25 protein-coding genes, 1 tRNA gene and 1 pseudogene are annotated in these 25,338 nt (G+C 66.3%); 21 read left to right on the forward strand and 6 right to left on the reverse strand.

Annotation, left to right across the window (positions count from 1 at the left end; translation table 11 throughout):
* The first annotated feature begins 104 nt into the window (after positions 1-104).
* The 17 genes from aspS to queE all read left to right on the forward strand — a co-directional run bounded on the left by aspS (position 105) and on the right by queE (position 16,697).
* A complete protein-coding gene (aspS, locus tag ABQ137_RS11365; protein ID WP_102256041.1) occupies positions 105-1,871 on the forward strand; it encodes an aspartate--tRNA ligase in 1,767 nt (588 codons plus the stop codon).
* 374 nt (positions 1,872-2,245) lie between these two features.
* Positions 2,246-2,773 (forward strand): GNAT family N-acetyltransferase, encoded by a 528-nt coding sequence (locus tag ABQ137_RS11370; RefSeq protein WP_126966252.1) that lies wholly within the window; start codon positions 2,246-2,248, stop codon positions 2,771-2,773.
* A gap of 166 nt (positions 2,774-2,939) precedes the next feature.
* Positions 2,940-3,626 (forward strand): alpha/beta hydrolase, encoded by a 687-nt coding sequence (locus tag ABQ137_RS11375; protein WP_104600142.1) that lies wholly within the window; start codon positions 2,940-2,942, stop codon positions 3,624-3,626.
* Positions 3,627-3,701: 75 nt separating this feature from the next.
* On the forward strand, positions 3,702-4,430 hold the full coding sequence (locus ABQ137_RS11380; protein WP_024940614.1) for a YebC/PmpR family DNA-binding transcriptional regulator: 729 nt from the start codon (positions 3,702-3,704) through the stop codon (positions 4,428-4,430).
* A gap of 112 nt (positions 4,431-4,542) precedes the next feature.
* Positions 4,543-5,067 (forward strand): crossover junction endodeoxyribonuclease RuvC, encoded by a 525-nt coding sequence (ruvC, locus tag ABQ137_RS11385; RefSeq protein ID WP_016904120.1) that lies wholly within the window; start codon positions 4,543-4,545, stop codon positions 5,065-5,067.
* A 157-nt stretch (positions 5,068-5,224) separates the two neighbouring features.
* Positions 5,225-5,809 (forward strand): Holliday junction branch migration protein RuvA, encoded by a 585-nt coding sequence (gene ruvA / locus ABQ137_RS11390; protein WP_016904121.1) that lies wholly within the window; start codon positions 5,225-5,227, stop codon positions 5,807-5,809.
* Between the two features lie 52 nt (positions 5,810-5,861).
* The gene (locus ABQ137_RS11395) at positions 5,862-7,769 is read left to right on the forward strand and encodes a potassium transporter Kup (RefSeq protein ID WP_026064726.1); all 1,908 of its coding nucleotides are present in this window, start codon (positions 5,862-5,864) and stop codon (positions 7,767-7,769) included.
* Positions 7,770-7,771: 2 nt separating this feature from the next.
* Complete coding sequence (locus ABQ137_RS11400) at positions 7,772-8,890, forward strand: SMI1/KNR4 family protein (protein ID WP_184518187.1); 1,119 nt, start codon at positions 7,772-7,774, stop codon at positions 8,888-8,890.
* A 39-nt stretch (positions 8,891-8,929) separates the two neighbouring features.
* Complete coding sequence (gene ruvB, locus ABQ137_RS11405) at positions 8,930-9,970, forward strand: Holliday junction branch migration DNA helicase RuvB (RefSeq protein ID WP_046346028.1); 1,041 nt, start codon at positions 8,930-8,932, stop codon at positions 9,968-9,970.
* Positions 9,971-10,022: 52 nt separating this feature from the next.
* The gene (ybgC, locus tag ABQ137_RS11410; RefSeq protein ID WP_104542742.1) at positions 10,023-10,481 is read left to right on the forward strand and encodes a tol-pal system-associated acyl-CoA thioesterase; all 459 of its coding nucleotides are present in this window, start codon (positions 10,023-10,025) and stop codon (positions 10,479-10,481) included.
* An 11-nt stretch (positions 10,482-10,492) separates the two neighbouring features.
* Positions 10,493-11,272 carry a protein TolQ gene (gene tolQ, locus ABQ137_RS11415; RefSeq protein ID WP_016904125.1) on the forward strand — a complete coding sequence of 260 codons (780 nt, stop codon included), beginning with the start codon at positions 10,493-10,495 and terminating at the stop codon, positions 11,270-11,272.
* 235 nt (positions 11,273-11,507) lie between these two features.
* Positions 11,508-11,957: a protein TolR gene (gene tolR / locus ABQ137_RS11420; RefSeq protein ID WP_016904126.1), complete on the forward strand. Its 450-nt coding sequence runs from the start codon at positions 11,508-11,510 to the stop codon at positions 11,955-11,957.
* Complete coding sequence (tolA, locus tag ABQ137_RS11425) at positions 11,947-12,984, forward strand: cell envelope integrity protein TolA (RefSeq protein ID WP_024939949.1); 1,038 nt, start codon at positions 11,947-11,949, stop codon at positions 12,982-12,984. Before tolR ends, tolA begins: the two co-directional genes overlap by 11 nt.
* 266 nt (positions 12,985-13,250) lie before the next feature.
* Positions 13,251-14,570 (forward strand): Tol-Pal system beta propeller repeat protein TolB, encoded by a 1,320-nt coding sequence (gene tolB / locus ABQ137_RS11430; protein ID WP_024939948.1) that lies wholly within the window; start codon positions 13,251-13,253, stop codon positions 14,568-14,570.
* A gap of 57 nt (positions 14,571-14,627) precedes the next feature.
* Positions 14,628-15,146 carry a peptidoglycan-associated lipoprotein Pal gene (pal, locus tag ABQ137_RS11435; RefSeq protein WP_016904129.1) on the forward strand — a complete coding sequence of 173 codons (519 nt, stop codon included), beginning with the start codon at positions 14,628-14,630 and terminating at the stop codon, positions 15,144-15,146.
* Between the two features lie 6 nt (positions 15,147-15,152).
* Entirely contained in the window at positions 15,153-15,971 is an 819-nt protein-coding gene (ybgF, locus tag ABQ137_RS11440; RefSeq protein WP_184518190.1) for a tol-pal system protein YbgF, read from the forward strand.
* 42 nt (positions 15,972-16,013) lie between these two features.
* Positions 16,014-16,697 carry a 7-carboxy-7-deazaguanine synthase QueE gene (gene queE / locus ABQ137_RS11445; RefSeq protein WP_024939946.1) on the forward strand — a complete coding sequence of 228 codons (684 nt, stop codon included), beginning with the start codon at positions 16,014-16,016 and terminating at the stop codon, positions 16,695-16,697.
* Between the two features lie 203 nt (positions 16,698-16,900).
* On the opposite strand, the gene ABQ137_RS11450 is transcribed toward queE, so the two are convergent.
* A complete protein-coding gene (locus ABQ137_RS11450; RefSeq protein ID WP_184518193.1) occupies positions 16,901-17,767 on the reverse strand; it encodes an aldo/keto reductase family oxidoreductase in 867 nt (288 codons plus the stop codon).
* 524 nt (positions 17,768-18,291) lie between these two features.
* On the opposite strand from ABQ137_RS11450, the gene ABQ137_RS11455 reads away from it, so the two are divergent.
* Both ABQ137_RS11455 and ABQ137_RS11460 read left to right on the forward strand, forming a co-directional pair.
* Positions 18,292-18,507 (forward strand): hypothetical protein, encoded by a 216-nt coding sequence (locus tag ABQ137_RS11455; protein WP_184379002.1) that lies wholly within the window; start codon positions 18,292-18,294, stop codon positions 18,505-18,507.
* Entirely contained in the window at positions 18,504-18,827 is a 324-nt protein-coding gene (locus tag ABQ137_RS11460; RefSeq protein ID WP_184379000.1) for a hypothetical protein, read from the forward strand. The genes ABQ137_RS11455 and ABQ137_RS11460 overlap by 4 nt, the downstream gene beginning before the upstream one ends.
* Positions 18,828-19,054: 227 nt before the next feature.
* Here the strand turns inward: ABQ137_RS11460 and ABQ137_RS11465 are convergent.
* From ABQ137_RS11465 to ABQ137_RS11475, 3 genes are all read right to left on the reverse strand, one after another.
* Positions 19,055-19,130: transfer RNA gene (locus ABQ137_RS11465), tRNA-Lys, on the reverse strand.
* Between the two features lie 47 nt (positions 19,131-19,177).
* Complete coding sequence (gene queC, locus ABQ137_RS11470) at positions 19,178-19,852, reverse strand: 7-cyano-7-deazaguanine synthase QueC (protein WP_102251482.1); 675 nt, start codon at positions 19,850-19,852, stop codon at positions 19,178-19,180.
* Between the two features lie 229 nt (positions 19,853-20,081).
* Positions 20,082-20,975: a LysR family transcriptional regulator ArgP gene (locus ABQ137_RS11475; RefSeq protein WP_184378998.1), complete on the reverse strand. Its 894-nt coding sequence runs from the start codon at positions 20,973-20,975 to the stop codon at positions 20,082-20,084.
* 103 nt (positions 20,976-21,078) lie between these two features.
* Between ABQ137_RS11475 and ABQ137_RS11480 the strand changes: the two genes are divergently transcribed.
* Both ABQ137_RS11480 and ABQ137_RS11485 read left to right on the forward strand, forming a co-directional pair.
* Positions 21,079-21,702 carry a LysE/ArgO family amino acid transporter gene (locus ABQ137_RS11480; protein ID WP_184378996.1) on the forward strand — a complete coding sequence of 208 codons (624 nt, stop codon included), beginning with the start codon at positions 21,079-21,081 and terminating at the stop codon, positions 21,700-21,702.
* A gap of 26 nt (positions 21,703-21,728) precedes the next feature.
* Positions 21,729-22,153: pseudogene (locus ABQ137_RS11485) on the forward strand (GNAT family N-acetyltransferase).
* 89 nt (positions 22,154-22,242) lie between these two features.
* Here ABQ137_RS11485 and ABQ137_RS11490 read toward each other — a convergent pair.
* Together ABQ137_RS11490 and ABQ137_RS11495 are read right to left on the reverse strand one after the other, a co-directional pair.
* Positions 22,243-22,608: a hypothetical protein gene (locus ABQ137_RS11490; protein ID WP_184378994.1), complete on the reverse strand. Its 366-nt coding sequence runs from the start codon at positions 22,606-22,608 to the stop codon at positions 22,243-22,245.
* Positions 22,609-23,052: 444 nt separating this feature from the next.
* Positions 23,053-25,221, reverse strand: a complete 2,169-nt coding sequence (locus ABQ137_RS11495; protein WP_184518195.1) for a methyl-accepting chemotaxis protein — start codon at positions 25,219-25,221, stop codon at positions 23,053-23,055.
* Positions 25,222-25,338 lie beyond the last annotated feature (117 nt).

Consider the following 25,338-nt stretch of genomic DNA (forward strand, 5'->3'; position numbering starts at 1 on the left):
TAAGCGGCCATGAGCGCCAGCAGATTTGCTCCTGCCGCCCGCCGGCCCCAGAATATCCGGCTCTCCGGCGCTGTCCTGTGTCGGGTTTTTCAGCGGAGCTTTCGATGCGTACCCACTTCTGCGGCCTGGTCGACGAGACCTTGATCGGCCAAACCGTCACTCTCGCCGGCTGGACCGACGTGGCCCGCAACCTGGGCGGGGTGTGCTTCATCGACCTGCGCGACCACGAAGGCATCGTGCAGGTGACGGTCGAACCGGTCGCAGGCGACGACGCCAGCGCCGAGCTGTTCAAGGTGGCCGCTAGCCTTGGCTACGAGGACGTGCTGCAGGTCGAAGGTGTGGTGCGTGCGCGGCACGCGGTCAACGACAAGCTGCGCACCGGCAAGGTGGAAGTGATCGCCACCCGCATCAGCATCCTCAACAAGGCCGCGCCGCTGCCGTTCCACGCGCACGAGAACCCGGGCGAGGAGACGCGCCTGAAGTACCGCTATCTGGACCTGCGCCGTCCGGAAATGCAGCGCATGCAGCGCACCCGCATCAAGCTGGTGCAGGCGCTGCGCCGGCACCTGGACGCACGCGATTTCCAGGACATCGAAACCCCGATCCTGACCAAGGCCACCCCGGAAGGCGCGCGCGACTTCCTGGTGCCGGCGCGGATGCATCCGGGCGAGTTCTACGCCTTGCCGCAGAGCCCGCAGCTGTTCAAGCAGATCCTGATGGTGGCCGGCTTCGACCGCTATTACCAGATCGCGCGTTGCTTCCGCGACGAAGCGCTGCGCGCCGACCGCCAGCTGGAATTCACCCAGCTCGACATGGAATTCGCCTTCGTGCGCGAGCGCGACGTGCAGGATTTCGTCGAAGACATGATCCGTGCCATCTTCGCCGAAGTGGTGGACGTCGAACTGGCCGCGCAGTTCCCGCGCATGACCTGGGCCGAGGCGATGCGTCGCTATGGCTCGGACAAGCCGGACCTGCGCATCGCGCTGGAACTGGTCGACGTGGCCGAACTGGTCAAGACCAGCGAGTTCCCGGTGTTCACCGCCGCCGCCAACGATGCCGACGGCCGCGTGGCCGCGCTGCGCATCCCCGGCGGCGCCACGCTGTCGCGCAAACAGATCGACGAATACGCCGCCCACGCTGCCAAGTACGGCGCCAAGGGCCTGGCCTACGTCAAACTGTCGGAGAGTGGCGAAGTCAGCTCGCCGATCGCCAAGTTCTTTAGCGAAGACGCCTTCGCTGCGCTGCTCAAGCACGTCGGGGCCGGCAACGGCGACATCGTGTTCTTCGGTGCCGGCGGCTACAACAAGGTGTCCGACTTCATGGGCGCGCTGCGCCTGAAGGCCGGCAAGGATTTCAACCTGATCGCCGATGGCTGGGCGCCGCTGTGGGTCACCGATTTCCCGATGTTCGAGTGGGACGAGGAGGCGCAGCGCTACGTCGCCCTGCATCACCCCTTCACCGCGCCGGCGGTGGACGACATCGCCGACCTGCGCGCCAATGCCCGCACGGCGGTCTCGCGCGGTTACGACATGGTGCTCAACGGCAACGAAATCGGCGGCGGCTCGATCCGTATCCACCGCCCGGACATGCAGAGCGCGGTGTTCGAACTGCTCGGCATCGGCGCCGAGGAAGCGCGCGCCAAGTTCGGCTTCCTGCTGGATGCGCTCAACTACGGCGCGCCGCCGCACGGCGGCATCGCCTTCGGCATCGACCGCATCGCGGCGCTGATGGCAGGCACCGACTCCATCCGCGACGTCATCCCGTTCCCCAAGACCACCGGCGCGCAGGACCTGATGACCGACGCCCCGTCGCCGATCGCCGCCGATCAGCTGGCCGAAGTGCACGTGCAGGTACGCCCCAAGCAGGTCTGACCTGCCGCCCACACGGCCACCCCAGCGTGGCCGTGCATCCGGCACGCTGCGCCGCGCAGCGTGTCGCATGCAGGGATGGCGCGGGCGCATCGCGCCCCCGCTCAACGATCGATGCCCACGCCGGCGGCGTCTGCCGCAGCCGCGACGCAGGGCCTTGCCCCGCGCTCGCCCTCAACAACGCACTGCGCGCAGTCCACGCCGCGCCGGCCCGCAAACGCGTATCGGATCGCAGATGCTCTTCCGATTCCCGATTCCCGATTCCCGATTCCCGAATCCCGAATCCCGAATCCCGAATCCCGAATCCCGAATCCCCGCTTGCGACCCCACCACCGCATGCGCGAAGCTGCCACGTCCACCCGGCAAGAGAAGCCCGCATGACCCGCATCCGCCGCGCCACACCGGACGATGCCGAAGCCTTGTCGCTGCTGGCTGCGCAGACCTTTACCGAAACCTTCGGGCATCTCTACCCGCAGGAGGATCTGCACGGCTTCCTGCAGGAGACCTATGCGGTCGAGCGCGCGCGCATCGTGCTGGCGCACCCGGACTATGCGATCTGGCTGCTGGAGATGGACAACCTGCTGGTCGGCCACGCTGCCGCCGGCCCCTGCGGGCTGCCGCATCAGGACGTGCGTCCCGGCGACGGTGAGCTCAAGCGGCTGTATCTGTTGAAGGACTACCAGAACAGCGGCTGGGGCAGCCGCCTGTTCGAAACCACGCTGGACTGGCTGGAACGCGACGGCCCGTGCACGCTGTGGATCGGCGTGTGGTCGGAGAATTTCGGCGCGCAGCGCTTCTACGCCCGCTACGGGTTCGAGAAGGTCGGCGAATACGATTTCCCGGTCGGCAAGATCCTCGACCGCGAATTCATCCTGCGCCGCACCCCGCGCATTGCGGCCGATTGAACGGCGCGCCGATGCCCGGCTTGTGTGGCGTGCGACCACGGCCGTCGGCGCCAATCGGTTGCCGGTCTGCCGGCCCGGCGCGGGTGGCGTTGATTCGCGCGCACCTGACTCACTGCAGATCCGGCACGCCGTCGCGCTCACCTGAAGCCGGCGCCAAGTCGCGGTCATGACGTCCGCGTCCGGCGCATCCTCGTTCATCCCGGGTCACTCCCAACGCATCCTGCGTGAGCGGGCGAGCGCCGCGACCGCCGACGTGCTGCTGGTGCACGGCATCTGGAACACCGCGCACTGGCTGTTGCCGCTCGCGCGCCGGCTGCGTGCCGAGGGCCTGGCGCCGGCGCTGTTCGGCTACGCCAGCGTGCTCGGCGGACCCGAACGTGCCGTGCCACGGCTGATCGAACGCCTGCAGGCGACCGGCGCGCAATTGCTGGTCTGCCACAGCCTGGGCGGCCTGGTTGCGCTGCAGGCCCTGCGCGCCGCGCCCGAATTGCCGGTGCGCCGCGTGGTCTGTCTGGGCTCGCCGTTGTGCGGCAGCGCCGCCGCGCGCGGCCTGGCCCGCCGCGGCGGGCGCTGGGCGCTGGGGCGCAGCGCGGCCTTGCTGCAGCACGGTGTCGTGCAATGGCAGGGCGAGGCGGAGATCGGCCAGATCGCCGGCACCGTCGCGCGCGGGGTGGGGCAATGGCTGGCGCCGCTGGACGGCGGCTCGGACGGCACCGTGGCGCTGGCCGAAACCCGCCTGCCCGGGCTGCGCGACCATTGCGTGGTGCAGGCCAGCCACAGCGGCCTGTTGCGCTCGCCCGAGGCCGCGCAGCAGGTGCTGCGCTTCCTGCGCCAGGGCCGGTTCCGCCACTGAACGCCGCCGCCCCGGTGCGGGCGAGCAATCAGGTAAAATCCGCGCCCTGTCATCCAAGCCAGTCTGGAACCACCCATGGGTAGAGGCCCCTCCATCGAAGGCCGCAAGAACGCCTCCGACGCCAAGCGCGGCAAGATGTTCACCAAGATCATTCGCGAGATCAGCGTCGCCGCGCGCGGCGGCGGTGGCGATCCGTCCAACAACCCGCGCCTGCGCGTGGCGGTGGACAAGGGTCTGTCGGCGAACATGTCCAAGGACGTGATCGAGCGCGCCATCAAGAAAGCCACCGGCGAGCTGGAAGGCGTGGAGTACGAGGAAGTGCGCTACGAGGGCTACGCCCCCGGCGGCGTGGCGGTGATCGTGGACTGCCTGACCGACAACCGCGTGCGCGCGGTGGCCGACGTGCGCCATGCCTTCAGCAAGTGCGGCGGCAACATGGGCACGGATGGCTCGGTGGCCTTCATGTTCAAGCGCCTGGGCGTGCTGAGCTTTGCCGCCGGCACCGACGAAGACACCCTCACCGACGCGGCGATCGAAGCCGGCGCCGACGATGTGGTGGTCTACCCGGAAGACGGCGCCATCGACGTGCTGACCGCCCCGGACGCCTTCGCCCAGGTCAAGCAGGCGCTGACCGCCGCCGGCCTGGAGCCGGCACACGCCGAAATCACCTTCCGCGCCGAAAACGACATCGCCGTCGACGGCGACACCGCCGTGCAGGTCCGCAAGCTGCTCGACATGCTCGAAGACCTGGACGACGTCCAGGACGTCTATTCGAACGTCGATCAAGCGGCGCTTGGCGCCTGATGATGGCCGGGATGGCGGGATTCGTTATTCGGGATTCGCAACAGCAATGCGATCGCCGCACGGCAGGTGCGTCACCAATCCCGAATCCCGAATCCCCAATCCCGGCGTTTCGATGACCCGCATCCTCGGCATCGATCCCGGCTCCCAGCGCACCGGGCTCGGCATCATCGACGTTGATGAGAGCGGTCGCAGCCGGCATGTCTATCATGCGCCGCTGGTGCTGCTGGGCGAGGGCGACTTCGCGCAGCGGCTCAAGCGCCTGCTGCACGGGCTGGGCGAGGTGATCGAGACCTACCGGCCGCAGGAAGTGGCGATCGAGAAGGTGTTCATGGGCAAGAGCGCCGATTCCGCGCTCAAGCTCGGCCACGCGCGCGGCGCGGCGATCTGCGCGGTGGTGCTGCGCGATCTGCCGGTGCACGAGTACGCTGCCACCGAGATCAAGCTGGCGCTGGTCGGCAAGGGCGGGGCGGACAAGGTGCAGGTGCAGCACATGGTCGGCATCATGCTCAACCTGAAAGGCAAGCTGCAGGCCGACGCCGCCGACGCACTGGCGGTCGCCATCACTCACGCCCACGTGCGCGCCACCGCGCAGCGCCTGGGCGTCAATACCCAACAGGCCTGGAGCCGCAAGAAATGAGAATCGGGAGTCGGGAGTCGGGATTGGGGATTGGCAACGGCAGGTCCGTTCGCGCTGAGCTGATCGGGCTGTACGCGGCCGTTGTCAGCGGCCGCGAGGGAACTAACCAATCCCCAATCCCCAATGCCCAATCCCGGCATCTCCTTGGAGGTGCCCAATGATCGGCCGCCTGCGCGGGCTGCTGGCCTACAAGCAGCCGCCGTGGCTGGTGATCGATGTCGGTGGGGTGGGGTATGAGCTGGAGGCGCCGATGAGCACCTTCTACGACCTGCCCGATGTCGGCCGCGACGTGATCCTGTTCACCCACTACGCGCAGAAGGAAGACAGCGTGTCGCTGTACGGATTCCTGCGCGAAGGCGAGCGCAGGCTGTTCCGCGACGTGCAGAAGGTCACCGGCATCGGCGCCAAGATCGCGCTGGCGGTGCTGTCCGGGGTCAGCGTGGACGAGTTCGCCCGTCTGATCACCAGCGGCGACATCACCGCGCTGACCCGCATCCCCGGCATCGGCAAGAAGACCGCCGAGCGTATGGTGGTGGAGCTGCGCGACCGCGCCGCCGACTTCAGCAGTGGCGCGCCGATCACCGGCCAGCTCGGTCCGGATGCGGTGTCCGAGGCCACGGTGGCCTTGCAGCAACTGGGTTACAAGCCGGCCGAGGCCGCACGCATGGCACGCGAGGCCGGGGCAGAAGGCGACGAAGTCGCCACGGTCATTCGCAAGGCCCTCCAGGCCGCGCTGCGTTAGGCCGCGCCGTCCTCCTCTCCTTCACGCCACTTGGCGATACCCTGCCCACTTCATGTCCCAGACCCCCACTTCCGCAGCTGGCCACGGCCATGCGCCTGCCAATAGCCATATGGCCTTGGTCATCGGCGCCATCGGCGTCGTCTTCGGCGATATCGGCACCAGTCCGCTGTACACCCTCAAGGAGGCGTTCTCGCCGCACTACGGGCTGACCAGCGACCACGACACCGTGCTGGGCGTGCTGTCGCTGGCGTTCTGGGCGCTGATGGTCACGGTGACGCTCAAGTACGTCACCATCATCATGCGCGCCGACAACGAGGGCGAGGGCGGCATCATGGCCTTGATGGCGCTGACCCAGCGCACCCTGCGCAGCGGGTCGCGCTCGGCGTACGTGGTCGGCATTCTCGGCATCTTCGGCGCCTCGCTGTTCTTCGGCGATGGCGTGATCACCCCGGCGATCTCGGTGATGGGCGCGGTCGAAGGCCTGGAAATCGCCGCGCCCAGCCTGCATCCCTTCATCGTGCCGATCACCGTGATCGTGCTGCTGGTGGTATTCATGGTGCAGCGCTTCGGCACCGAAAAGGTCGGCAAGGTGTTCGGCCCGATCACCTGCCTGTGGTTCCTGTCGCTGGGGGCGATCGGCGCCTGGAACATCGTCGACGCACCGGAAGTGATGAAGGCCTTCAATCCCTGGTGGGCGATCCGCTTCTTCATGGAGCACGGCTGGCACGGGGTGTTCATCCTGGGCGCGGTGGTGCTGGCGGTGACCGGCGGCGAGGCGCTGTACGCGGACATGGGCCACTTCGGCGCCAAGCCGATCCGCCATGGCTGGTATTTCTTCGTGTTGCCGATGCTGCTGCTCAACTACCTGGGGCAGGGCGCGCTGGTGCTCAATCACCCCTCCGCACTGAAGAACCCGTTCTTCGAAGCGGTGCCGGGCTGGGCGCTGTATCCGATGATCATCCTGGCCACGCTGGCGGCCGTGATCGCGTCGCAGGCGGTCATCACCGGCGCCTATTCGGTGGCCCGCCAGGCGATGCAGCTGGGTTACATCCCGCGCATGCTGATCAAGCACACCTCGCGCACCACCATCGGCCAGATCTACGTGCCCGGCATCAACTGGCTGCTGATGGTGATGGTGATCGCGCTGGTGCTGATCTTCCGCAGTTCCACCAATCTGGCGGTGGCCTACGGCATCTCGGTGTCGATGACCATGCTGATCGACACCCTGCTGCTGGCGCTGGTGGCGCGCTCGTTGTGGCCGCGCTGGCGCAACTGGGTGCTGCCGCTGTGCGTGGTGTTCTTCTTCATCGAGCTGGCCTTCGTCATCGCCAACGGCGCCAAGCTGTTGCAGGGTGCCTGGTTCCCGCTGGCGCTGGGCATCGTGGTGTTCACCCTGATGCGCACCTGGCGCCGCGGCCGCGCGCTGCTGCGCGAGGAAATCCGCAAGGACGGCATCCGCATCGACAGCTTCCTGCCGGGACTGATGCTGGCCCCGCCGGCGCGCGTGCCGGGCATGGCGGTGTTCCTCACCGCCGACCCGATGGTGGTGCCGCATGCGCTGATGCACAACCTCAAGCACAACAAGGTGCTGCACGAGCGCAACATCTTCCTCAACGTCGACACCTTGCCGATCCCGTACGCGCCGGCGGACAAGCGCCTGCAGATCGAGTCGATCGGCGACGAGTTCTACCGCGTCTATGTGCGCTTCGGCTTCATGGAAACGCCGGACGTGCCGCTGGCGCTGATGCGTTCCTGTGACCAGGGCGGCATCCATTTCGACCCGATGGACACCACCTTCTTCGCCAGCCGCGAGACCATCGTGGCCAGCGCCAACCGCGGCATGCCGATCTGGCGCGACAAGCTGTTCGCGCTGATGCATCGCAACGCCGCCCCGGCCACCGGCTTCTTCCGCATCCCCGGCAACCGCCTGGTCGAGCTGGGCGCACAAGTGGAGATCTGAGCATGGCAGCGCTCAAGTGGATGATCTACGGTCGTTCGCCGAGCCTGGCCACCTTCTGGGACGAAGCGCTCAACCTCGGGCGCGTGCCGGCGAGCAAGGCCGCCATCGCAGCGGCGCAGGCGCGGCTCGGTGTACGTCTGCCGGCGTGGCTGCGCAGCCTGTATGCACGCTATGACGGCGGCGCTGTGCAGATGGCGCGTGGCCAGTCGCTTGAGGAACCGGACAACTGGCTCAAGGCCGAATGGCTGATCCCGCGTGCACGCCTGCTTGGCAGTGCGGAATTGTTTTCCTTCGCACAGGTGCGCGCTCGCGAGGACTACCGCGATGACGCATTTGCCGGTCTGGCTGCCGGTAGCGATGACGGCCGCCTGATCGTCATTGCCGCCGATGACCGCACGCCCAGCCGCGCGCTGTGCCTGGACTACTCCGTATCCGATGTTGAGCCCACCGTGGTCTATGTCGACGCAGGCAATAATCGCAGGCTGGCGGAGTTCGCCAACGTGGACGCTCTGCTGTCGCAGTTGGTCGATGTCCACTACTGGTCGCCCGCCCTGCAGGCCAAGCACGATGGGGATGTGGTGCGTTGGCAGCCGCAGCCGCCCGCGTTGACCACGTTCTGGAGCGGCGCCGGGTACTGGAACGACGGCGGGGCCGCTGCGGACGCCTCTGTGTTGGCTGCCACCGAAGCGCGCCTGGGCGTGCGCCTGCCGGCGTTGTTCAAGCAGCTCTACAGTGTCCAGGACGGCGGCGACACCGGCTGGTGCTGGGTGCCGCGGACCCGCTTTCCCTCCGATCTTTACGTGGATTGGGAATGCGTGCTGGTGGATCGGTATCTGTCGCCGCTGGCGAAGATCGGCAGCCTGCTGGATCTGGCCGCTGCCATCGAAGACCCCGACGACTTCAGCGCGGCGGCCTGCCTGCACGCCGGCCTGGATCGGGTGCTGGTGCTGTCAAGCCATAACATTGACTGTCTGTTGTGCCTGGACTATCGCGCGCGCGGCCCGCAGTGCGAGCCGGACGTGGTGTATTTCGATCGCTGGGAGGGGCTGGTCCCCACCTGGCGCGCGCCCAGCTTCGACGCGTTCTTCAGTGTGCTGCGGCAGGCCGATCTTGATTGCTAGATGCTGCGCCGCCCGCACGCGGCATGCGAAGATGGCGGGATGACCGAACAGCGCATCATCGCCAGCAGTGCCACCCGCGAAGACGATGCCGCCGATGCGAGCATCCGGCCCAAGCGCCTGGCCGATTATCTGGGCCAGCAGCCGGTGCGCGAGCAGATGGAGATCTACATCGAAGCGGCCAAGGCGCGCGGCGAGGCGATGGACCATGTGCTGATCTTCGGCCCGCCCGGTCTGGGCAAGACCACGCTCAGTCATGTCATCGCCAACGAGCTGGGCGTGAACCTGCGCTCGACCTCCGGCCCGGTGATCGAGAAGGCCGGCGATCTGGCCGCGCTGCTGACCAACCTGCAGCCGCACGATGTGCTGTTCATCGACGAGATCCATCGCCTCTCGCCGGTGGTGGAGGAAGTGCTGTATCCGGCGATGGAAGATTTCCAGATCGACATCATGATCGGCGACGGCCCGGCCGCGCGCTCGATCAAGATCGACCTGCCGCCGTTCACCCTGATCGGTGCCACCACCCGTGCCGGCCTGCTGACCGCGCCGCTGCGCGACCGCTTCGGCATCGTGCAGCGGCTGGAGTTCTATTCGCCGCAGGAACTGACCCGCATCGTGATCCGCTCCGCGGCGATCCTGGGCATCGACTGCACGCCCGAGGGTGCGGCCGAGATCGCCCGCCGCGCGCGCGGCACCCCGCGTATCGCCAACCGGCTGCTGCGGCGGGTGCGCGACTTTGCCCAGGTCAAGGCGGCGGGGCATATCGACCTGCCGGTGGCGCAGGCGGCGATGCAGATGCTCAAGGTCGACCCGGAAGGCTTCGACGAGCTCGACCGCCGCATGTTGCGCACCATCGTCGATCATTTCGACGGCGGCCCGGTTGGGGTGGAGTCGCTGGCTGCGTCGCTGTCGGAAGAGCGGGGCACGCTGGAAGACGTGATCGAGCCCTACCTGATCCAGCAGGGCTTTTTGATCCGCACCGCGCGCGGCCGCATGGCCACCCACAAGGCCTACATGCACCTGGGCCTGAAACCGCCACGGGACCGCGCGCCAGGATTCGGCGAGCCGGGAGAGCTGTTCTGATGATGCTCCGTTCATCGCGCGCCCAGGCCGTCTCGACCAACACTCCGTGCCCATGACCGCCGAGTCCCGACTCCCGATTCCCCAATCCCCGCCTGTATTCAGTTGGCCGACACGCGTGTACTGGGAAGATACCGACGCCGGGGGCGTGGTCTACCATGCGCGCTACGTCGCTTTCATGGAACGGGCGCGCACGGAGTGGATGCGCGCACTCGGCTACGGGCAGGAGCGCATGCGCCAGCAGCACGATCTGGTGTTCGCGGTCCGCTCGATGCAACTGGATTTCCTCAAGCCGGCCCGGCTCGACGACGCGCTGTCAGTGTCGGCGGTACTGCTGCGATGCAAACGGGCCAGCCTGCTGTTTGCGCAGTCGGTACGTCGCGAGGGCGAAGTGCTGCTGACCGCCGAGGTGCGCATTGCCGCACTCGGTACCAGCGACTTCCGCCCGCGCGGGATGGACGATGCGCTGTATGACGTGTTGAAAGCTCTAGAAACCCCAGAATCCGATTACTGAGGAACAAACGGATGTCGATTGCATTGCTCCTGGCCCTGCAGGACACGGTAGTGGAAGCACTACCGCAGGACGTTGCCGCCGCTGCGGCACAGACCGCCAGCGTGGCGCACAACAGCAGCATCAACTATGTCGATCTGATTCTGCGGGCGAGTATCCCGGTCAAGATCATCGTGTTGCTGCTGCTGATCGGCTCGTTCATCAGCTGGGTGATCATTTTCCGCAAGGCGCGCGCCTTCAAGCAGGCCAACCGCGAGGCGGACGAGTTCGAAAACCGCTTCTGGTCCGGCGCCGATCTGGCCAAGCTCTACGCGTCGGCCACCGACCGTAACCGCACCGTCGGCGGCCTGGAGTCGATGTTCGAGAGCGGCTTCCGCGAGTTCTCGCGGCTGCGCGACCGTCGCCGGCTGGACGGGCGGGTGCAACTGGAAGGCGCGCAGCGCGCCATGCGCACCGCCTTCACCCGCGAAGTCGACCAGCTCGAGCGCAATCTCGAATTGCTGGCCAACATCGGTTCCACCGCGCCGTACGTCGGCCTGGTCGGCACCGTGTTCGGCATCATGGTGACCATGCACGACATGGTCAGCAGCGGCGAGCAGGCCGGTATCGCTGCGGTCGCACCGGGTATTTCCGAAGCGCTGTTCGCCACCGCCATCGGCCTGTTCGTGGCGATCCCGGCGGTGTGGGCCTACAACCGCTTCACCACCCGCGTGGAACGGCTGTCGGTGCGCTACGAGACCTTCGCCGACGAGTTCAGCTCGATCCTGCAGCGCCAGGCCGGCGCGGACGAGTAATGCGCGTGCCCTGCGACAGCCGGCAGCCAGGCGAATGCCCCATCACGGCACGCACATCCCGCTGCGTGGACGTGGCAGGTGCGGCGTTCGCACATGCGCGTCTGGCGTGGCGCAGGGATTGGACAGGCAAGCCCCTCGCGACAGCGCGCACACGCATGTGCGATGGATTGGATGGGCGAGTCCCTCGCAAGAGCCCGCACATCCATGTGCGGGGGATCAATAGGAACGTTCCGCGATGATTTCCGGTATTTCCCGCCGTAAGAAGCGCAAGCTCAAATCCGACATCAACGTCGTGCCGTATATCGACGTGATGCTGGTGCTGCTGATCATCTTCATGGTGACCGCGCCCCTGCTGACCCTGAGCACCGACGTCAACCTACCCAGCTCGCGCGCCAAGGCGCTGGAGAGCAAGCAGGATCCGGTCGTGGTGGTGGTCGCCGCCGACGGCCAGCTCGCACTGCAGCTGCCCAAGGGCAAGCCGCAGGCGATGGACGTGGCGGCGCTGCAGGCGCAACTGGCCGCCATCGTGGCGCAGGACAAGGACGCGCGCGTGGTCGTGGCCGGCGATCGTGCCGCGCCGTATCAAAAGATCATGGACGCCATCGACGTGCTCAAGCAGGCCAAGGTCGAGAAGGTCGGCCTGATCTCCGACTCCGGCGGCACTGCAGGCAGCGATGCACGCTGACGCACTCCCCACTCAGACGGCGCGCGAGGATGGCTGGCTGCGGCCAGTCGTGCTGGCCCTGGTCGTGCACGTGCTGGTCGCGCTGGTGTTCATCGCCGGCTGGCTGTGGTCGCCCGAACGCTCGGTCGAGCCGGCCGCGGGCGACCCCAGCATGGAAGCCTCGCTGGACGTGTCCGCCGCCGAAGCGCGCGTTGCGCGCCAGGCGCTGAAGGCCACGCCGGTGGAGGCGCCGCCACCGCCGGCACCGCTGCCCGAACCGGCGCCGGAAGACACCGTGCCGCCGCCGCAGCCGATTCCCGAACCGCGTCCGCAGGATGCGCCCACGCCGCAACAGGCGCAGGCGCAGGAACGTGTCGCGCAGCCGGACAAGGTCGACCAGGACCGCGTCGACGCGCTGGCGCTGTCGGCGGAAAAGGCCAAGCAGGAACAGGAGGCCAAGCGCCGTCAGGAGCAGATCGACCTGACCGAGCGCAAACGCCAGGAAGAGGCCGAGCAGAAACTGCGCCTGGCCAAGCAGCAGGAAGAAGCCGACGCCAAGAAGAAGCAGGCCGCGGCGCAGCAGGCTGCCGCCGATGCCGAACGCGAAAAGAAGATCGCAGACATCCGCCGCCAGCGCGAACAGGCCACCAAGGAAGCCGCGCTGGCCGAGCAGAAACTGCGCCAGGTCGCCGCCGCGCGTGCGCAGCAGGCTTCGTCGGCTGCCGCCGCCACCGCGCAGCCGACCGCAGGGCAGGGCGGTACCAACACCGATCTGTCGGCCAAGTACGCCGCGGCGATCCAGCAGAAGGTGCTGGCGCAGTGGGTGCGCCCGCCGTCGGTGCCGCCGGGCCAGAAATGCAGCATCAACATCCGCCAGTTGCCGGGTGGCACCGTGATGGAGGCCAAGGTGGCGCCGGGTTGCCCTTACGACGAGGCCGGCCAGCGCTCGATCGAGGCCGCGGTGCTGAGCGCGCAGCCATTGCCGTACCGTGGGTTTGAGTCGGTGTTCCAGCGCAACCTGACATTTGTGTTCACCCCGCAGGACTAGCAAGCCCCAGATCGGGCGCGCGGCCGCATGACCTGCGCTGCGCCTCGGTCCGGATGTAGATTTGCGGGGTGTGGCCGGCTGCCTGGCGTAGTTCTGCCGGGTAGGTCGTGCTGCACCACCGCACGCCTGCTCGCCGGTTTGGCCGATGGAACGCCCGATGGTTGACCACTCGCTCCACTTTCACGCTGTCTCGTTCACGATTGCGAGTATGTTCACTCGCTGATTGGTATCCCTTGCACACTTTTCCTGCCCGATCCGAGCCGTCCATGAAAAAACCGCTGCGTTGGCTAGCTGCCTTGACCGCCCTGTTGTTGCCGCTGAGCGCGCTCGCGCAACAGCAAGGGCTCACCATCGATATCGTCGGCGGTAGCGCTTCGGCGACGCCGATCACCGTCGTGCCCATGCCGTACCAGGGCTCCGGCACTGCGCCGCAGACCGATGTGTCTGCCGTCGTCGGCGCCGACCTGGACCGTTCCGGTCAGTTCCGCACGCTGCCGGTTGCGCAGATCGTCGAGAAGCCGACCCGCGGCACCGAGGTGCAGTTCCAGACTTGGCGTACGCTCAAGCAGAACTACATTGTGGTCGGCCGCGTGATGGATGCCGGCGAAGGCGCTTACCGCGTCGAGTACGAACTGTTCGACGTGGCCAAGGGCGAGCGTCTGCTCGGCCTGGCCATGACCGCACGTGCCAATGCGATGCGCGATGTCTCGCACCAGATGGCCGACGCGATCTACGAAAAGATCACCGGCGTGCGTGGCGCGTTCTGGACCCGGATCGCCTATGTGACCGCCAGCGGCAAGGGCGGCGCCATGCGCTATGCACTGATGGTGGCCGACTCGGACGGCTACAACCCGCAGACCATCGTGCGCTCGGCCGAGCCACTGCTGTCGCCGAACTGGAGCCCGGACGGCAAGAAGCTGGCCTATGTGAGCTTCGAGCGCGGCAATTCCTCGATCTACCTGCAGGACATCGCCACCGGCGCGCGTGAGCTGGTGTCCAGCTTCCGCGGCATCAACGGTGCGCCGTCGTTCTCGCCGGACGGCCGCCGCCTGGCGCTGGCACTGTCGCGCAGCGGCAACCCGGAAATCTACGTCATGGATCTGGGCAGCAAGCAGTTGACCCAGCTGACCAATCACTTCGGCATCGACACCGAGCCGACCTGGGCGCCGGACGGCGGCAGCATCTACTTCACCTCCGACCGCGGCGGTCGCCCGCAGATCTACCAGGTGGCCGCAAGCGGCGGCAGCGCCAACCGCGTGACCTTCCAGGGCAACTACAACGCCACCGCCAGCGTCTCGTTCGACGGCAAGAAGATCGCCGTGGCACAGGGCAGCGGCAACAGCTACCGCATCGCCATGATGGACCGCAGCCTGGGTTCGCCGAGCTGGAGCACGCTCTCGCCGGGGTCGCTGGACGAGTCGCCGAGCTTTGCGCCGAACGCCAGCATGGTGCTGTACGCCGCACGTGAAGGTGGTCGTGGCGTGCTCTATGCCGTGTCCGCCGACGCTCGTGTCCGCCAGCGTCTGGTTCTGGCGGATGGAGATGTGAGAGAACCTTCGTGGGGGCCTTACCGAACCGCGCATTAATGTTAATATTTCGCTGCGTTAAACCACTCATTGGCCCAGAGCCTCCATAGGTATCCCATGAACAAGTCCACCCGCGTCTTGCTTGTCTCCCTGTTGTCCGTTGCCGTGCTGGCCGGTTGTTCGAAGAAGGTGAAGGAAACTCCGCCTCCTGCGACTGACACCACCGCTGGTTCCTCCGTTCCCACCGGCCCGTCCACCTCTGGCCTGTACGGCCCGGGCGACCTGGATACCGATGCCTGCCTGCGTCAGCGCGTCGTCTACTTCGATCTGGATCAGGACTCCCTGAAGCCGGAATTCCAGGCCATCATGGCGTGCCACGCCAAGTACCTGCGTGACCGTCCTTCCTCGCGCATCACCCTGCAGGGCAATGCTGACGAGCGCGGTTCGCGTGAGTACAACATGGGTCTGGGCGAGCGTCGCGGCAATGCCGTGTCGTCGTCGCTGCAGGCTGCCGGCGGTTCCGCCAGCCAGCTGACCGTCGTCAGCTACGGCGAAGAGCGTCCGGTCTGCACCGAAACCAGCGAAAGCTGCTGGTCGCAGAACCGTCGCGTCGAAATCGTGTACACGGCTCAGTAAGAAGCGATGCGCTTTCGAGTGACATCCCTGTTCGTCGCGGCGGCCCTTGTGGTCGCCGCGCCGGCACACGCGCAGCGAGCCAGTCTCGCTGATCGTGTTGCCGTTCTCGAGCAGCAGCAGGCCAACAGCCAGGCCAACAACGATCTCCTCAACCAGCTGCAGCAGGCGCGTTCGGACCTGCAGGGCTTGCGAGCGACCGTGGAGCAGCTGCAGCACGACAACGAACAACTCAAGCAGCAGTCCAAGGATCAGTATCTGGATCTGGACGGACGCCTGAATCGGCTGGAAGGTGCAGGTGGCGCAACCCCGCCATTGCCATCTCCCACCGGCAGCGTCACACCCGCCCCGGCTCCGGCCGCGCGGCCTACAGCGGCGGCAACTTCCGAGAAGCCGCCCAGCGTGCATGGCGACCCAGGCACCCTGGCCGTCAGCAATGAGGAACGCACTGCTTACAACGTCGCCTTCGATGCATTGAAGAACGGCAAGTACGACGATGCCTCGCAGTTGTTCCTGAGTTTTCTGGAGCTGTATCCAAACGGCGTCTACACCCCCAATGCCTTGTACTGGCTGGGCGAGAGTTACTACGCCACCCGAAATTTCCAGCTGGCCGAGGCGCAGTTCCGCGATCTCGTCAGCCGCTATCCCACGCATGACAAGGCCTCTGGCGGCCTGTTGAAGCTTGGCCTGTCGCAGTATGGCGAAGGCAAGAACGATCAGGCCCAGCAGACCCTGCAGCAGGTCGCATCGCAGTATCCCGGCTCCGACGCAGCGCGCGTGGCCCAGGAGCGTCTGCAGTCCATCCGTCTCGGCCAGCAACTGCGCTGAGCCCGCGCGTGCGCGCCTTCGGGCGTGACGCATACTTTGCCAATGAACGCCGCCGCCGTCCCCAGCGAGATCGTCCAGTCGCCGTTGCCGCGATTGAAGATCACCGAAATCTTTCTGTCCCTGCAGGGCGAAGCCGAGGCCGCCGGCTGGCCGACCGTGTTCGTGCGTTTGACCGGTTGCCCGCTGCGCTGCCATTACTGCGATACCGCCTACGCCTTCCACGGCGGTGAATGGCATGACATCGATGCGATCGTTGCCGAGGTGGCTAGCCACGGCGTGCGCCATGTCTGCGTGACCGGCGGCGAGCCGTTGGCGCAGAAGCGCTGCCTGGTGCTGCTGCAGAAACTGTGCGATGCCGGCTTCGATGTTTCGCTGGAGACGTCCGGTGCATTGGACGTGTCGGCCGTGGATCCGCGCGTCTCGCGCGTGGTCGACATCAAGACGCCGGCCTCCGGCGAGGAACAACGCAATCGCTGGGAGAATCTGCCGCTGCTGACCGCACGCGACCAGATCAAGTTCGTGATCTGCAGCCGCGCCGATTACGAATGGTCGCGCGAGATTGTCGCCGCGCATGCGCTGGACCGCCGCTGCACGGTGTGGTTTTCGCCCAGCAAGAGCGAAGTCACGCCGCGGGAGTTGGCCGACTGGATCGTGGCCGATCGTCTGCCGGTGCGCTTCCAGATGCAGCTGCACAAGCTGCTGTGGAACGATGAGCCGGGGCGCTAAGCCCGAGCGCTAAGCCCGGGCGATAGAGCGACCGCGCTCACTCAAGAAAGGCAGGCGCGGCCGGTTGCCCGCAATCGGCGTGTGTCACGCATCCGTTGCGTTTGCCGGCATGCTGTCCGCACCCACCTGAAGACCACCCGCGACACTTTGTTGGCTGCTTCCGGTCCCCCGTGCAAGGCGAGCCAGGAGGCAGCCGCCTGCGTTTACGCGGCGATCCTGTTCAATTCTTCGACGGCATCGGCCGGCAGTTTCAGTTCCGCCGCGAACAGATTGGCGCGCAGATGCGCCACCGACGAGGTCCCCGGAATCAGCAAGATGTTGGGCGAGCGTTGCAGCAGCCACGCCAGTGCCACCTGCATCGGGGTTGCGGCCAGGCGCTGGGCAACAGCGGCAAGCGTGGACGATTGCAATGGCGAGAAGCCGCCGAGCGGGAAGAACGGCACGTAGGCGATGCCGTCGCGCGCGAGCGTGTCGATGATTTCGTCGTCGTGTCGATGCGCGATGTTGTACATGTTCTGCACGCAGACGATGTCGGTCATGGCGCGTGCCTCGGCCACCTGCGTCGCGGTGACGTTGCTGATGCCGATGTGCCGCACCAGGCCATCGCGCTGCAGCTTGATCAAGGCCGCCAGTTGCTCGGCGATCGAGCCTTCTGCCGGCTCCTGCGCCTTGAACATCACGCGCAGGTTGACCACCTCCAGCGTTTCAAGCCCCAGGTTGCGCAGATTGTCGTGCACCGCCTCGACCAGCTGCTGCGGCGAGAAGGCAGGTAGCCAGGAACCATCCGTGCCGCGCGCGGCGCCGATCTTGGTGACGATGGTCAATTCCTGCGGGTAGGGATGCAGTGCCTCGCGGATCAGCTGATTGGTGATGTGCGGCCCGTAGAAATCGCTGGTGTCGATATGGTTGACGCCCAGCGCGATGGCTTCGCGCAGAACCGCCAACGCACCGTCGCGGTCCTTGGGCGGGCCGAACACGCCAGGCCCCGCCAGCTGCATTGCGCCGTAGCCGATGCGGGTGAGCTTGCGGTCTCCAAGCAGAAACGTTCCGGCTTTTTCGATGTTGGTCATGGCGTGGCGCTCGCGTGTCGTTGAGCCAACAACGATAGGAAACGTGGCGCGGCATGTGAATTCGCATTTGCCGCGGCGCCAGTCCACTGCCGCCAGGGCTTGTGGCATATGGGCGCAGCCGCAGCGCCCCGGGCCGATCGTCCGGCGGGATGTGCTGGAGTTTCAGGTTTTGCTGGCTACGCGGGCAGTGCTTTCGCCGCGTTTCTTCGCGGCTGAAGCCGCCGCGTTGCACGTTCTGCATTGACAGGCGCCAAGCGGCGGCGCGAGTATGCCAACGTCGCCGCACAATCGGCGACCGGGATTGGCGTCCCGAACCAAAAGGCGCACCAGCGCCCATCGACCGATGCACGGCGCTTTTTTATCGCCCGCATCGTCGCGGGCGCATGCCGGCCAGTTTTATGGCGGGCGGTGCGCGGGGGCCGCAAGGCCCACCGGGTCCTTTTGGCCGGCACGCCAACCGCGTACCGTCCGCCACCCCGATTGGTGTCTGGGTGGCGGATTCCAAAACACAAAAGGAATCCAGCATGTCTCACGACACCCATGAAGCACCCACATTTGTGGCGTACCCGGTCGTCCATGATGTGGGGCCGATCTTCAATGCCCGCGAAGGGACGCGTGCCGCCTGGCGAAGCCCTAATGCCCATCTCGGCGTCGCAGGTAAGGCTGTGCATGCGCTCACGCTTGCCGGCGCCGATGCAATCGCTAGCGTCGATAGCGCGTTGACGGAGCCGCAGCGATGAGCCTGGGCAAACAGTTCCGCGTCTGCACGGGCGTCGTCCTTAGCTTCGAGATGATGCAGGGCTATGTGCTGGCCATGCTGCATTCCGACGCGCGGCCCGATGCCTCGCCGGTCCTGATCGCCTGCGAAGCCACCGGCTTTGACGATATTTTGCCGGGCGGCGATGCACAGAGCGTTGTGCTGGGCCGCCTGCATGTCTGCATGCGTGTGGACGCTGCAGTGGACGTCCTCAGCTGGCTGCGCAAGCAGGCACGCGCCGCAGGAGCTGCGCGACGAACGCGGCGCGTGCAATCGCGTATCCAGAAGACGGGAGCCACGTGATTGGCGAGAACGCCACGGCCGCCTGCGCCGGCCCACGACCTGCAAGATGACACGCGCGATCGGCAAAAGAGGAGCCGGCGTTGACGGCGGCGCGCCAGTCGCGGCAGATGGTGGATGCCATCCGACTCCGCGGCCGTGACGCAGGGTCCCTGGCAACGCACGTCCCGGCAACTTTCCGGCGGGCACAAAAAAAGCGCCTTCGGCGCTCTTCAAGTTGCTGATTTGATTGGTGGGCCGTGATGGATTCGAACCATCGACCAAAAGATTAAAAGTCTTCTGCTCTACCGACTGAGCTAACGGCCCACTGTCCCGGCAGTGCGCCGGGGTGCGCATTCTACCCTACAGCGGCGTCAAGGCGAAATGGCGTAGTGGGTGGGGTCCGCGACGCCGGCGTCGGCGAAACCGGCGGCACGCAGGCGGCAGGCGTCGCAGTGGCCGCAGGCGCGTCCGTCGGCGTCGGCGCGGTAGCAGGACACGGTCAGGCCGAAGTCCACGCCCAGGCGCACGCCTTCACGCACGATGTCGGCCTTGCTGAGGAACTGCAGCGGTGCGTGCACGCGCAGGCCGGCGCCTTCCACGCCGGCCTTGGTGGCCAGGTTGGCCAGCACTTCGAAGGCGCGCACGAATTCGGGCCGGCAGTCGGGGTAACCCGAATAATCGACCGCGTTGACGCCGCAGAACAGGTCGTTGGCGCCGATCACCTCAGCCCAGCCCAGTGCCAGCGACAGCATGATGGTGTTGCGCGCCGGCACGTAGGTGACCGGGATGCCGTCGCCACCGGCAGCGGGCACGTCGATGTCGTCGGTGAGCGCCGAGCCGCCGATGCTGCGCAGGTCCACGTCCACCACCTTGTGCGCGATGACGCCCTGCGCCGCGGCCACGCGCGCGGCGGCGTCCAGCTCGGAGGTATGGCGCTGCCCGTAGCGCACGCTCAAGGCATGCACGGCAAAGCCCTGCTCCTGCGCAAGCGCGATGACGGCAGCGGAATCCATGCCCCCGGACAACAGAACAACGGCTTTTTTCATGACGGATCGGCAATCACAACGGAATAGGCGGAAAGGCTAGCAGGCTCGGCGTGGCACGGCGACCCGGCAGTCGCTGCGGCGGCAGCCGGATGCCGGGCAACGCGGCTGGGCCAAGTGCGCGCGGGCAGGGCAGCGACCGCATCTGCACGTCAATTCGGTGCGATAGCCTGCCGGCAGTTGCGCGCCTTGGGTATCGTGTTTTGCCGGCGTCGGTGCGGCACGGCCGCTCTCAGCGCAGGCTCGCAGCCGCGGCCTTGCGCAGGGCCTGGCCCAGCTGCTGCAGGGCGCTCGAGCGCACCGCGGCGCATTGCCAGTACAGCGGCACATCGAGCCAGCGTGTCGGGTCGATGATGACCACCTGCCTGTCGCGCACGGCAGGCACGACCATCGATTCCGGCGCCAGACACCAGCCGAGTCCGCGTGCGGCCGCTTCGACGAAGCCGGTCGAGGTCGGCAGGTAGTGGATCGGCGGCGCCACCTGCGTGCGGGTGATGCGGCGGACGAAGCGGGTCTGCAGCGTGTCCTTTCGGTTGAACACCAGCATCGGTGCGTGGGCCAGGGCCGCTGCGCTGAAGCCCTGCTTGAAATGCGTCGCAACGAATGCGGCCGATGCGATGGCGTGGTAACGCATCACTCCCAGCGCCTGCACATTGCAGCCCTGCAGCGGCTTGCGCTCGGCGGTGACGGCACCGAGCACCGCCCCGGAGCGCAACAGCTCCAGGGTGTGGTCCTGGTCGTCCATCTGCACATCGAAAAGAACGCCGTGCTCCCGGTGCAGCGCCGACAGCGCCGCCAGAAACCAGGTCTGCAGCGAGTCGTCGTTGACGGCGATGGCCAGCGTGCGCGGATGCCCGGCGCTGCTGTCGCCAGGGAGGAGGTCGGCGATCGCTTCGGATTCCAGGACCTGCATCGGCTTTACCCGGCGCAGCAGGCGCTCGCCGACCGGGGTAGGGCGGCAGGGGGCCTTGCGGATCACCAGCACCTGGCCGAGCCGGTCTTCCAGCGCCTTGACCCGCTGCGAAATCGCCGACGGCGTCACCGACAGCCGCTGCGCAGCGGCGTCGAAGCTGCCCTCCTCAAGAACGGCAGCGAATGCGGCCAGTTGCGGATGCAGAAGATCCATGGCGTTCGGCAGGATTAGAAGTTCTAAGCAGGATACAGAAGATTTAGTTTTCCTAATTGCCGCGAAACGCCCAGCATTGGCACCTGTGATCCGGGAGGTGCTCGTGTTACCTCAAGCTGCAATCTCTGGCTTCATCGCCAGCGCAGGTCTCATCATCGCAATCGGTGCGCAGAATGCATTCGTGCTGCGGCAGGGACTGCAGCGCCAGCATGTCGGTCTGGTGGTGGCGATCTGCGCGTTCGGCGATATCGCGCTGATCGTGCTGGGCGTGGCCGGGATCGGCGTACTGGTGACGCAATGGCCGGAGCTGCTGCAGGGACTTCGCTATGCGGGAGCTGCATTTCTCGCGGCATATGGCGCGCTGGCTGCGCGCAGGGCCTGGTGTGGCACCAGCGGGTTGGCGCCGTCGCAGGCCGGTGCGCAACGCTGGCAGCGCGCCATGCTGGCGTGCCTGGCATTTACCTTTCTCAACCCGCATGTCTATCTGGACACGATGCTGCTGCTGGGCAGCCTGGCCGCGCGCTACCCGGGCCAGCTGCGCTGGGCATTCGCGTCGGGTGCGTGCCTGGCCAGCATTGCCTGGTTTTCCGCTCTGGGCTATGGCGCGCGCTTGTTGCAGCCGGCCTTCCGCGATCCGCGCGCATGGCGTGTGCTGGATGCGGTGATCGCAGGATTCATGCTGGTGCTGTGCGCACTGTTGCTGCTGCCTGCGCAGGCACTACCCTGAGGCCCACTGTTGCCGGAGTTGTCGTCATGTCGCCGCTGCGCGTTTCCATCGATCACTCCGAACTCGATGTTGCGCTGGTCCATCGCTACCTGGCCCAGCACAGCAGCTGGCCAGGGACATCCCGCTTGCGGTGGTACAGCGCTCCATCGCCAACTCGCTGTGCTTCGGCGGGTTTCTGCAGGGCGGGCAGGTCGCGTTTGCGCGGGTGGTTTCCGACTATGCAACCGTCGCCTATCTGGGCGATGTGTTCGTGTTGCCCGAGCATCAGGGCAAGGGCTATGGCAAGGCAATCATGGACGCGGTCATGGCGCACCCCGATCTGCAGGGGCTGCGTCGTTTCAGCCTCGCCACCAGCGATGCGCATGGTCTCTATGCGCGCTACGGCTTCACGCCGCCGCTGGCTCCGCAGTCGCTGATGGAGCGCTATCGTCCCGGCCCCTACATGCGCTAGCGCGGCGGGCCGGCTGTTGCGTGGCCGTACCGGCATGGCACTGCGTCGGGGCAGAAGGACGGTTCAACGCGCTGCCGCGCTGGATGATGTTAGGCGAGCACTGCGACCTCGTCACCGCACAGTGCCGGCCATGCATCGGCAGCGCGCATTGCCGCCAGCGATGAATCGCAGTTGCCGCCGCACAGGTGCCGATCCTGCCGCAGGTCGATGGCCTCCCACTCCCAGCGCGGCGAATGCGGCATCTGCCAGGCTGCCAACAGCACCGACATGCCATCCTGGAGCATGAGCTGCCGCCGCCAGATCACGCGCGTGTCGAGAGGGGCTTGGTGCCAGTGCGATAAGGCATCGTCGTATGGCTTTGCGTCTGCATCCGCTGCGTATGCGCAAGCATGCACTTTGGCATGCTCATCGTTGATTGGGTGACGCAGATCGTAACTGTCGTTACTGGTATTCACGGGTGATCCTTCCTGGTTGAGAAGGCGTGCCGAGCGGTGACGAGAGCACGCACGGACACACCTGCAGTGCCGGCATCGCCGGCTGCGGATGTCGTGGGTACCGATGGCTAAGATGCCCCCTGCGCTGCAGACGGTGGCCGGGCTACCATCCGGCCTGCTCTCTTTCGACCGGCGCAGCGTAACCAGGCATGGCGCCGGAAACAAGCGCTTTTGAGTGGCTTGCGTGCTTGTTTTCCAGGTTATTTTGTGGGCACTGCGCGCGCGTTGCGGGTGCCTGAGCTGTTTGCGCCGAATGTCGGTGAGCGTGCGGGATAAACGCAGAAAGCGCCCTGGCGGGCGCTTTCTGCGTGTGCGATGGCATCAATGGCTGCGGGCACATCCGCGGTGTTGCATCAGCGTGCCTGCACCGACGACCCGGTCGACGGCGCAGTGCCGGCTGCTGGCTCAGGCGTTGCGGACCTTGCTCAGCAGCTGTGCGACCGGTGCCGCTACGCGCGAAGCGGACTGCCGTGTCTGGCGTGCGTCGATCTTGAAGATCGCCACCGCATCGGTGAGCTGCACCGCCTGCTCTTCCATCGCGCGCGCGGCGGCAGTGGCTTCTTCCACCAGCGCGGCGTTCTGCTGGGTGGTTTCGTCCATATGCGTGATGGTCTGGTTGACCTGCTCGATGCCGGCCGACTGTTCCTGCGAGGCTGCAGAAATCTCGCCCATGATGTCGGTGACGCGTTGCACGCTGGCCACCACATCGCCCATGGTCTTGCCGGCGCTGTGCACCAGTGCCGAACCCTCGGCCACGCGTTGCACCGAGTCGTCGATGAGGTCCTTGATCTCCTTGGCGGCGCCGGAGGACCGCTGCGCGAGCGTGCGCACCTCCGAGGCCACCACGGCAAAGCCGCGGCCTTGCTCGCCGGCACGGGCGGCTTCCACCGCCGCGTTCAAGGCCAGGATATTGGTCTGGAAGGCGATGCCGTCGATGACGCTGATGATGTCGGCAATCTTCCTGGACGAGGCTTCGATACCGGTCATGGTGTCCACCACCTTGCCGACCACGTCGCCACCTTGCGAGGCAACGCGTGCGGCGCCGATCGCCAGCTGGTTGGCCTCGCGTGCGCTTTCGGCATTCTGCTTGACGGTGGAGGTCAGCTCTTCCATCGATGCTGCGGTTTCTTCGAGGTTGGCTGCCTGCTGTTCAGTGCGTTGCGACAGGTCCTGGTTGCCGGCGGCGATTTCGCTGGCCGCGGAGTTGATCGACACGGCCGACTCCTGGATGTTGCCGACGATCTGCGCCAGCTGGCTGGCCGTGGTGTTGGCGTCATCGCGCATCTGTGCGAACACGCCGCGGAATTCGCCGCTCATGCGTGCGGTCAAGTCGCCGGCGGCGATGGACTGCAGCAACGACGACAGCGACTGCAGATTGCCGTCGGCCGTGGACATCAGGTGGTTGAGGCTTTCGACCATGATGCGGAAGTCGAACTGGAAGCGCTCGGCATCGCCGCGCGCGCTGAAGTCGCCATTGGCGGCGGCCTGGGCGAGATGCTTGATCTCGTGGTTCATCGCCGACAGGTTGAGCTTGACCTGCGACATGGTGTCGCTGAAAACAGCCTTTTCGCCGGGCAGCGGCTGCATGTCTTCGGAGAGTTCGCCAACCGCATACCGGCCCATAATGCGTGCCAGATCGGTCTGCACCGCCACGTGCGAGGCAACCAGCAGGTTGGTGTCGTTGGCCATGCGCCCATAGTCGCCCGGGAATGCTGCCGCATCGATGCGGAAGCTGATCTGGCCGTTGTCATGATGCCTGGCCATGTCGGTTTGCGCGGCGATCAGGTTGCGCAGCTGCAGCTGCATCTTGTCCATGGCCTTGAGCAGACGGCCGGTTTCATCGTTGGCGTTGGTGTGCACATCGTTGTGCAGGTTGCCGGCCGCGATGGCTTCTGCGGTGCGTGTGGCCTGGCTGAGCGGCTGGGTCAGGCTGCGTGTGATCAGCCACGCGAGCAGGCCGCTGATGACCAGTGCGGCAATGCCGCCGGTGGCCAGGGTGATCTTCCCTCGATGCATCGATGCAACCGCGGCCGCATAGGCTTCCTTGCTGAGGCGGCGCTCCAGTGCAGCGTTCTCGCGGATCGCCGTCTGCTGCGCATCCATGGCCGCTGCGGCGTCGCCTTGCAGCAAGGCCTGCGCTTCCTGGTTCTGGTCGCGGAGGCCGTATTCGAGAATCTGGTTATTGAGCTTGACCGAGATGTCGCGCTTTTCCTGCACCAGGTCGAGCGCCTGTTTTTCAGGCACGCTGCTGGGCAGTGCGGCCAGGGCGTCGTGTGCCTGCTTGTAGCGTGCGCGGTTCTTCTCGATCATGTCCATCGCACGGCGATTGGCCGCGTCGCCAGCGACCATGACGATGTCGCGCAGGCCGATTGCCACGTTGGTGTTGGCGTCGAGCATTTCCGAGGACAGCTGGATCCTCTCCATGTTGCTGTTGACGATGGTGTCCAGTTCGAAACGCGCGTTGGACATGGTGACCAGGCCGGTGGCCACAAGCAGGCCCGACAATAGGATCAAGATGCCAAAGGCCATGCCCAAGCGGCGGCCGACATTGAGGCGTTGCAGATATGTATTCATGACCGCATCCAGGTAGTGCAACTGAGGGGCTCGATGAATGGGGCATCCACCAGAGCGTCTTGCCCCAGCTAGCGGCCGGATCGCGACGGGCTAAAGGCTCGTATTTGAAATTACTTA

The organism is Xanthomonas sp. WHRI 8393, assembly GCF_040203315.1.
GTDB lineage: Bacteria > Pseudomonadota > Gammaproteobacteria > Xanthomonadales > Xanthomonadaceae > Xanthomonas > Xanthomonas arboricola.

What these genes read in the sequence shown, in the direction of transcription:
- tolA (WP_024939949.1), top strand. Translation starts at nt 11,947, where the DNA reads ATGCACGCTGACGCACTCCCCACTCAGACGGCGCGCGAGGATGGCTGG.
- ybgF (WP_184518190.1), top strand. Translation starts at nt 15,153, where the DNA reads ATGCGCTTTCGAGTGACATCCCTGTTCGTCGCGGCGGCCCTTGTGGTC.
- tolB (WP_024939948.1), top strand. Translation starts at nt 13,251, where the DNA reads ATGAAAAAACCGCTGCGTTGGCTAGCTGCCTTGACCGCCCTGTTGTTG.
- tolR (WP_016904126.1), top strand. Translation starts at nt 11,508, where the DNA reads ATGATTTCCGGTATTTCCCGCCGTAAGAAGCGCAAGCTCAAATCCGAC.
- pal (WP_016904129.1), top strand. Translation starts at nt 14,628, where the DNA reads ATGAACAAGTCCACCCGCGTCTTGCTTGTCTCCCTGTTGTCCGTTGCC.
- queC (WP_102251482.1), bottom strand. Translation starts at nt 19,852, where the DNA reads ATGAAAAAAGCCGTTGTTCTGTTGTCCGGGGGCATGGATTCCGCTGCC.
- ABQ137_RS11495 (WP_184518195.1), bottom strand. Translation starts at nt 25,221, where the DNA reads ATGAATACATATCTGCAACGCCTCAATGTCGGCCGCCGCTTGGGCATG.
- ABQ137_RS11400 (WP_184518187.1), top strand. Translation starts at nt 7,772, where the DNA reads ATGGCAGCGCTCAAGTGGATGATCTACGGTCGTTCGCCGAGCCTGGCC.
- ruvC (WP_016904120.1), top strand. Translation starts at nt 4,543, where the DNA reads ATGACCCGCATCCTCGGCATCGATCCCGGCTCCCAGCGCACCGGGCTC.
- ABQ137_RS11455 (WP_184379002.1), top strand. Translation starts at nt 18,292, where the DNA reads ATGTCTCACGACACCCATGAAGCACCCACATTTGTGGCGTACCCGGTC.
- ABQ137_RS11475 (WP_184378998.1), bottom strand. Translation starts at nt 20,975, where the DNA reads ATGGATCTTCTGCATCCGCAACTGGCCGCATTCGCTGCCGTTCTTGAG.
- ABQ137_RS11395 (WP_026064726.1), top strand. Translation starts at nt 5,862, where the DNA reads ATGTCCCAGACCCCCACTTCCGCAGCTGGCCACGGCCATGCGCCTGCC.
- ybgC (WP_104542742.1), top strand. Translation starts at nt 10,023, where the DNA reads ATGACCGCCGAGTCCCGACTCCCGATTCCCCAATCCCCGCCTGTATTC.
- ABQ137_RS11370 (WP_126966252.1), top strand. Translation starts at nt 2,246, where the DNA reads ATGACCCGCATCCGCCGCGCCACACCGGACGATGCCGAAGCCTTGTCG.
- ABQ137_RS11450 (WP_184518193.1), bottom strand. Translation starts at nt 17,767, where the DNA reads ATGACCAACATCGAAAAAGCCGGAACGTTTCTGCTTGGAGACCGCAAG.
- ABQ137_RS11375 (WP_104600142.1), top strand. Translation starts at nt 2,940, where the DNA reads ATGACGTCCGCGTCCGGCGCATCCTCGTTCATCCCGGGTCACTCCCAA.
- ruvB (WP_046346028.1), top strand. Translation starts at nt 8,930, where the DNA reads ATGACCGAACAGCGCATCATCGCCAGCAGTGCCACCCGCGAAGACGAT.
- aspS (WP_102256041.1), top strand. Translation starts at nt 105, where the DNA reads ATGCGTACCCACTTCTGCGGCCTGGTCGACGAGACCTTGATCGGCCAA.
- tolQ (WP_016904125.1), top strand. Translation starts at nt 10,493, where the DNA reads ATGTCGATTGCATTGCTCCTGGCCCTGCAGGACACGGTAGTGGAAGCA.
- queE (WP_024939946.1), top strand. Translation starts at nt 16,014, where the DNA reads ATGAACGCCGCCGCCGTCCCCAGCGAGATCGTCCAGTCGCCGTTGCCG.
- ruvA (WP_016904121.1), top strand. Translation starts at nt 5,225, where the DNA reads ATGATCGGCCGCCTGCGCGGGCTGCTGGCCTACAAGCAGCCGCCGTGG.
- ABQ137_RS11460 (WP_184379000.1), top strand. Translation starts at nt 18,504, where the DNA reads ATGAGCCTGGGCAAACAGTTCCGCGTCTGCACGGGCGTCGTCCTTAGC.
- ABQ137_RS11380 (WP_024940614.1), top strand. Translation starts at nt 3,702, where the DNA reads ATGGGTAGAGGCCCCTCCATCGAAGGCCGCAAGAACGCCTCCGACGCC.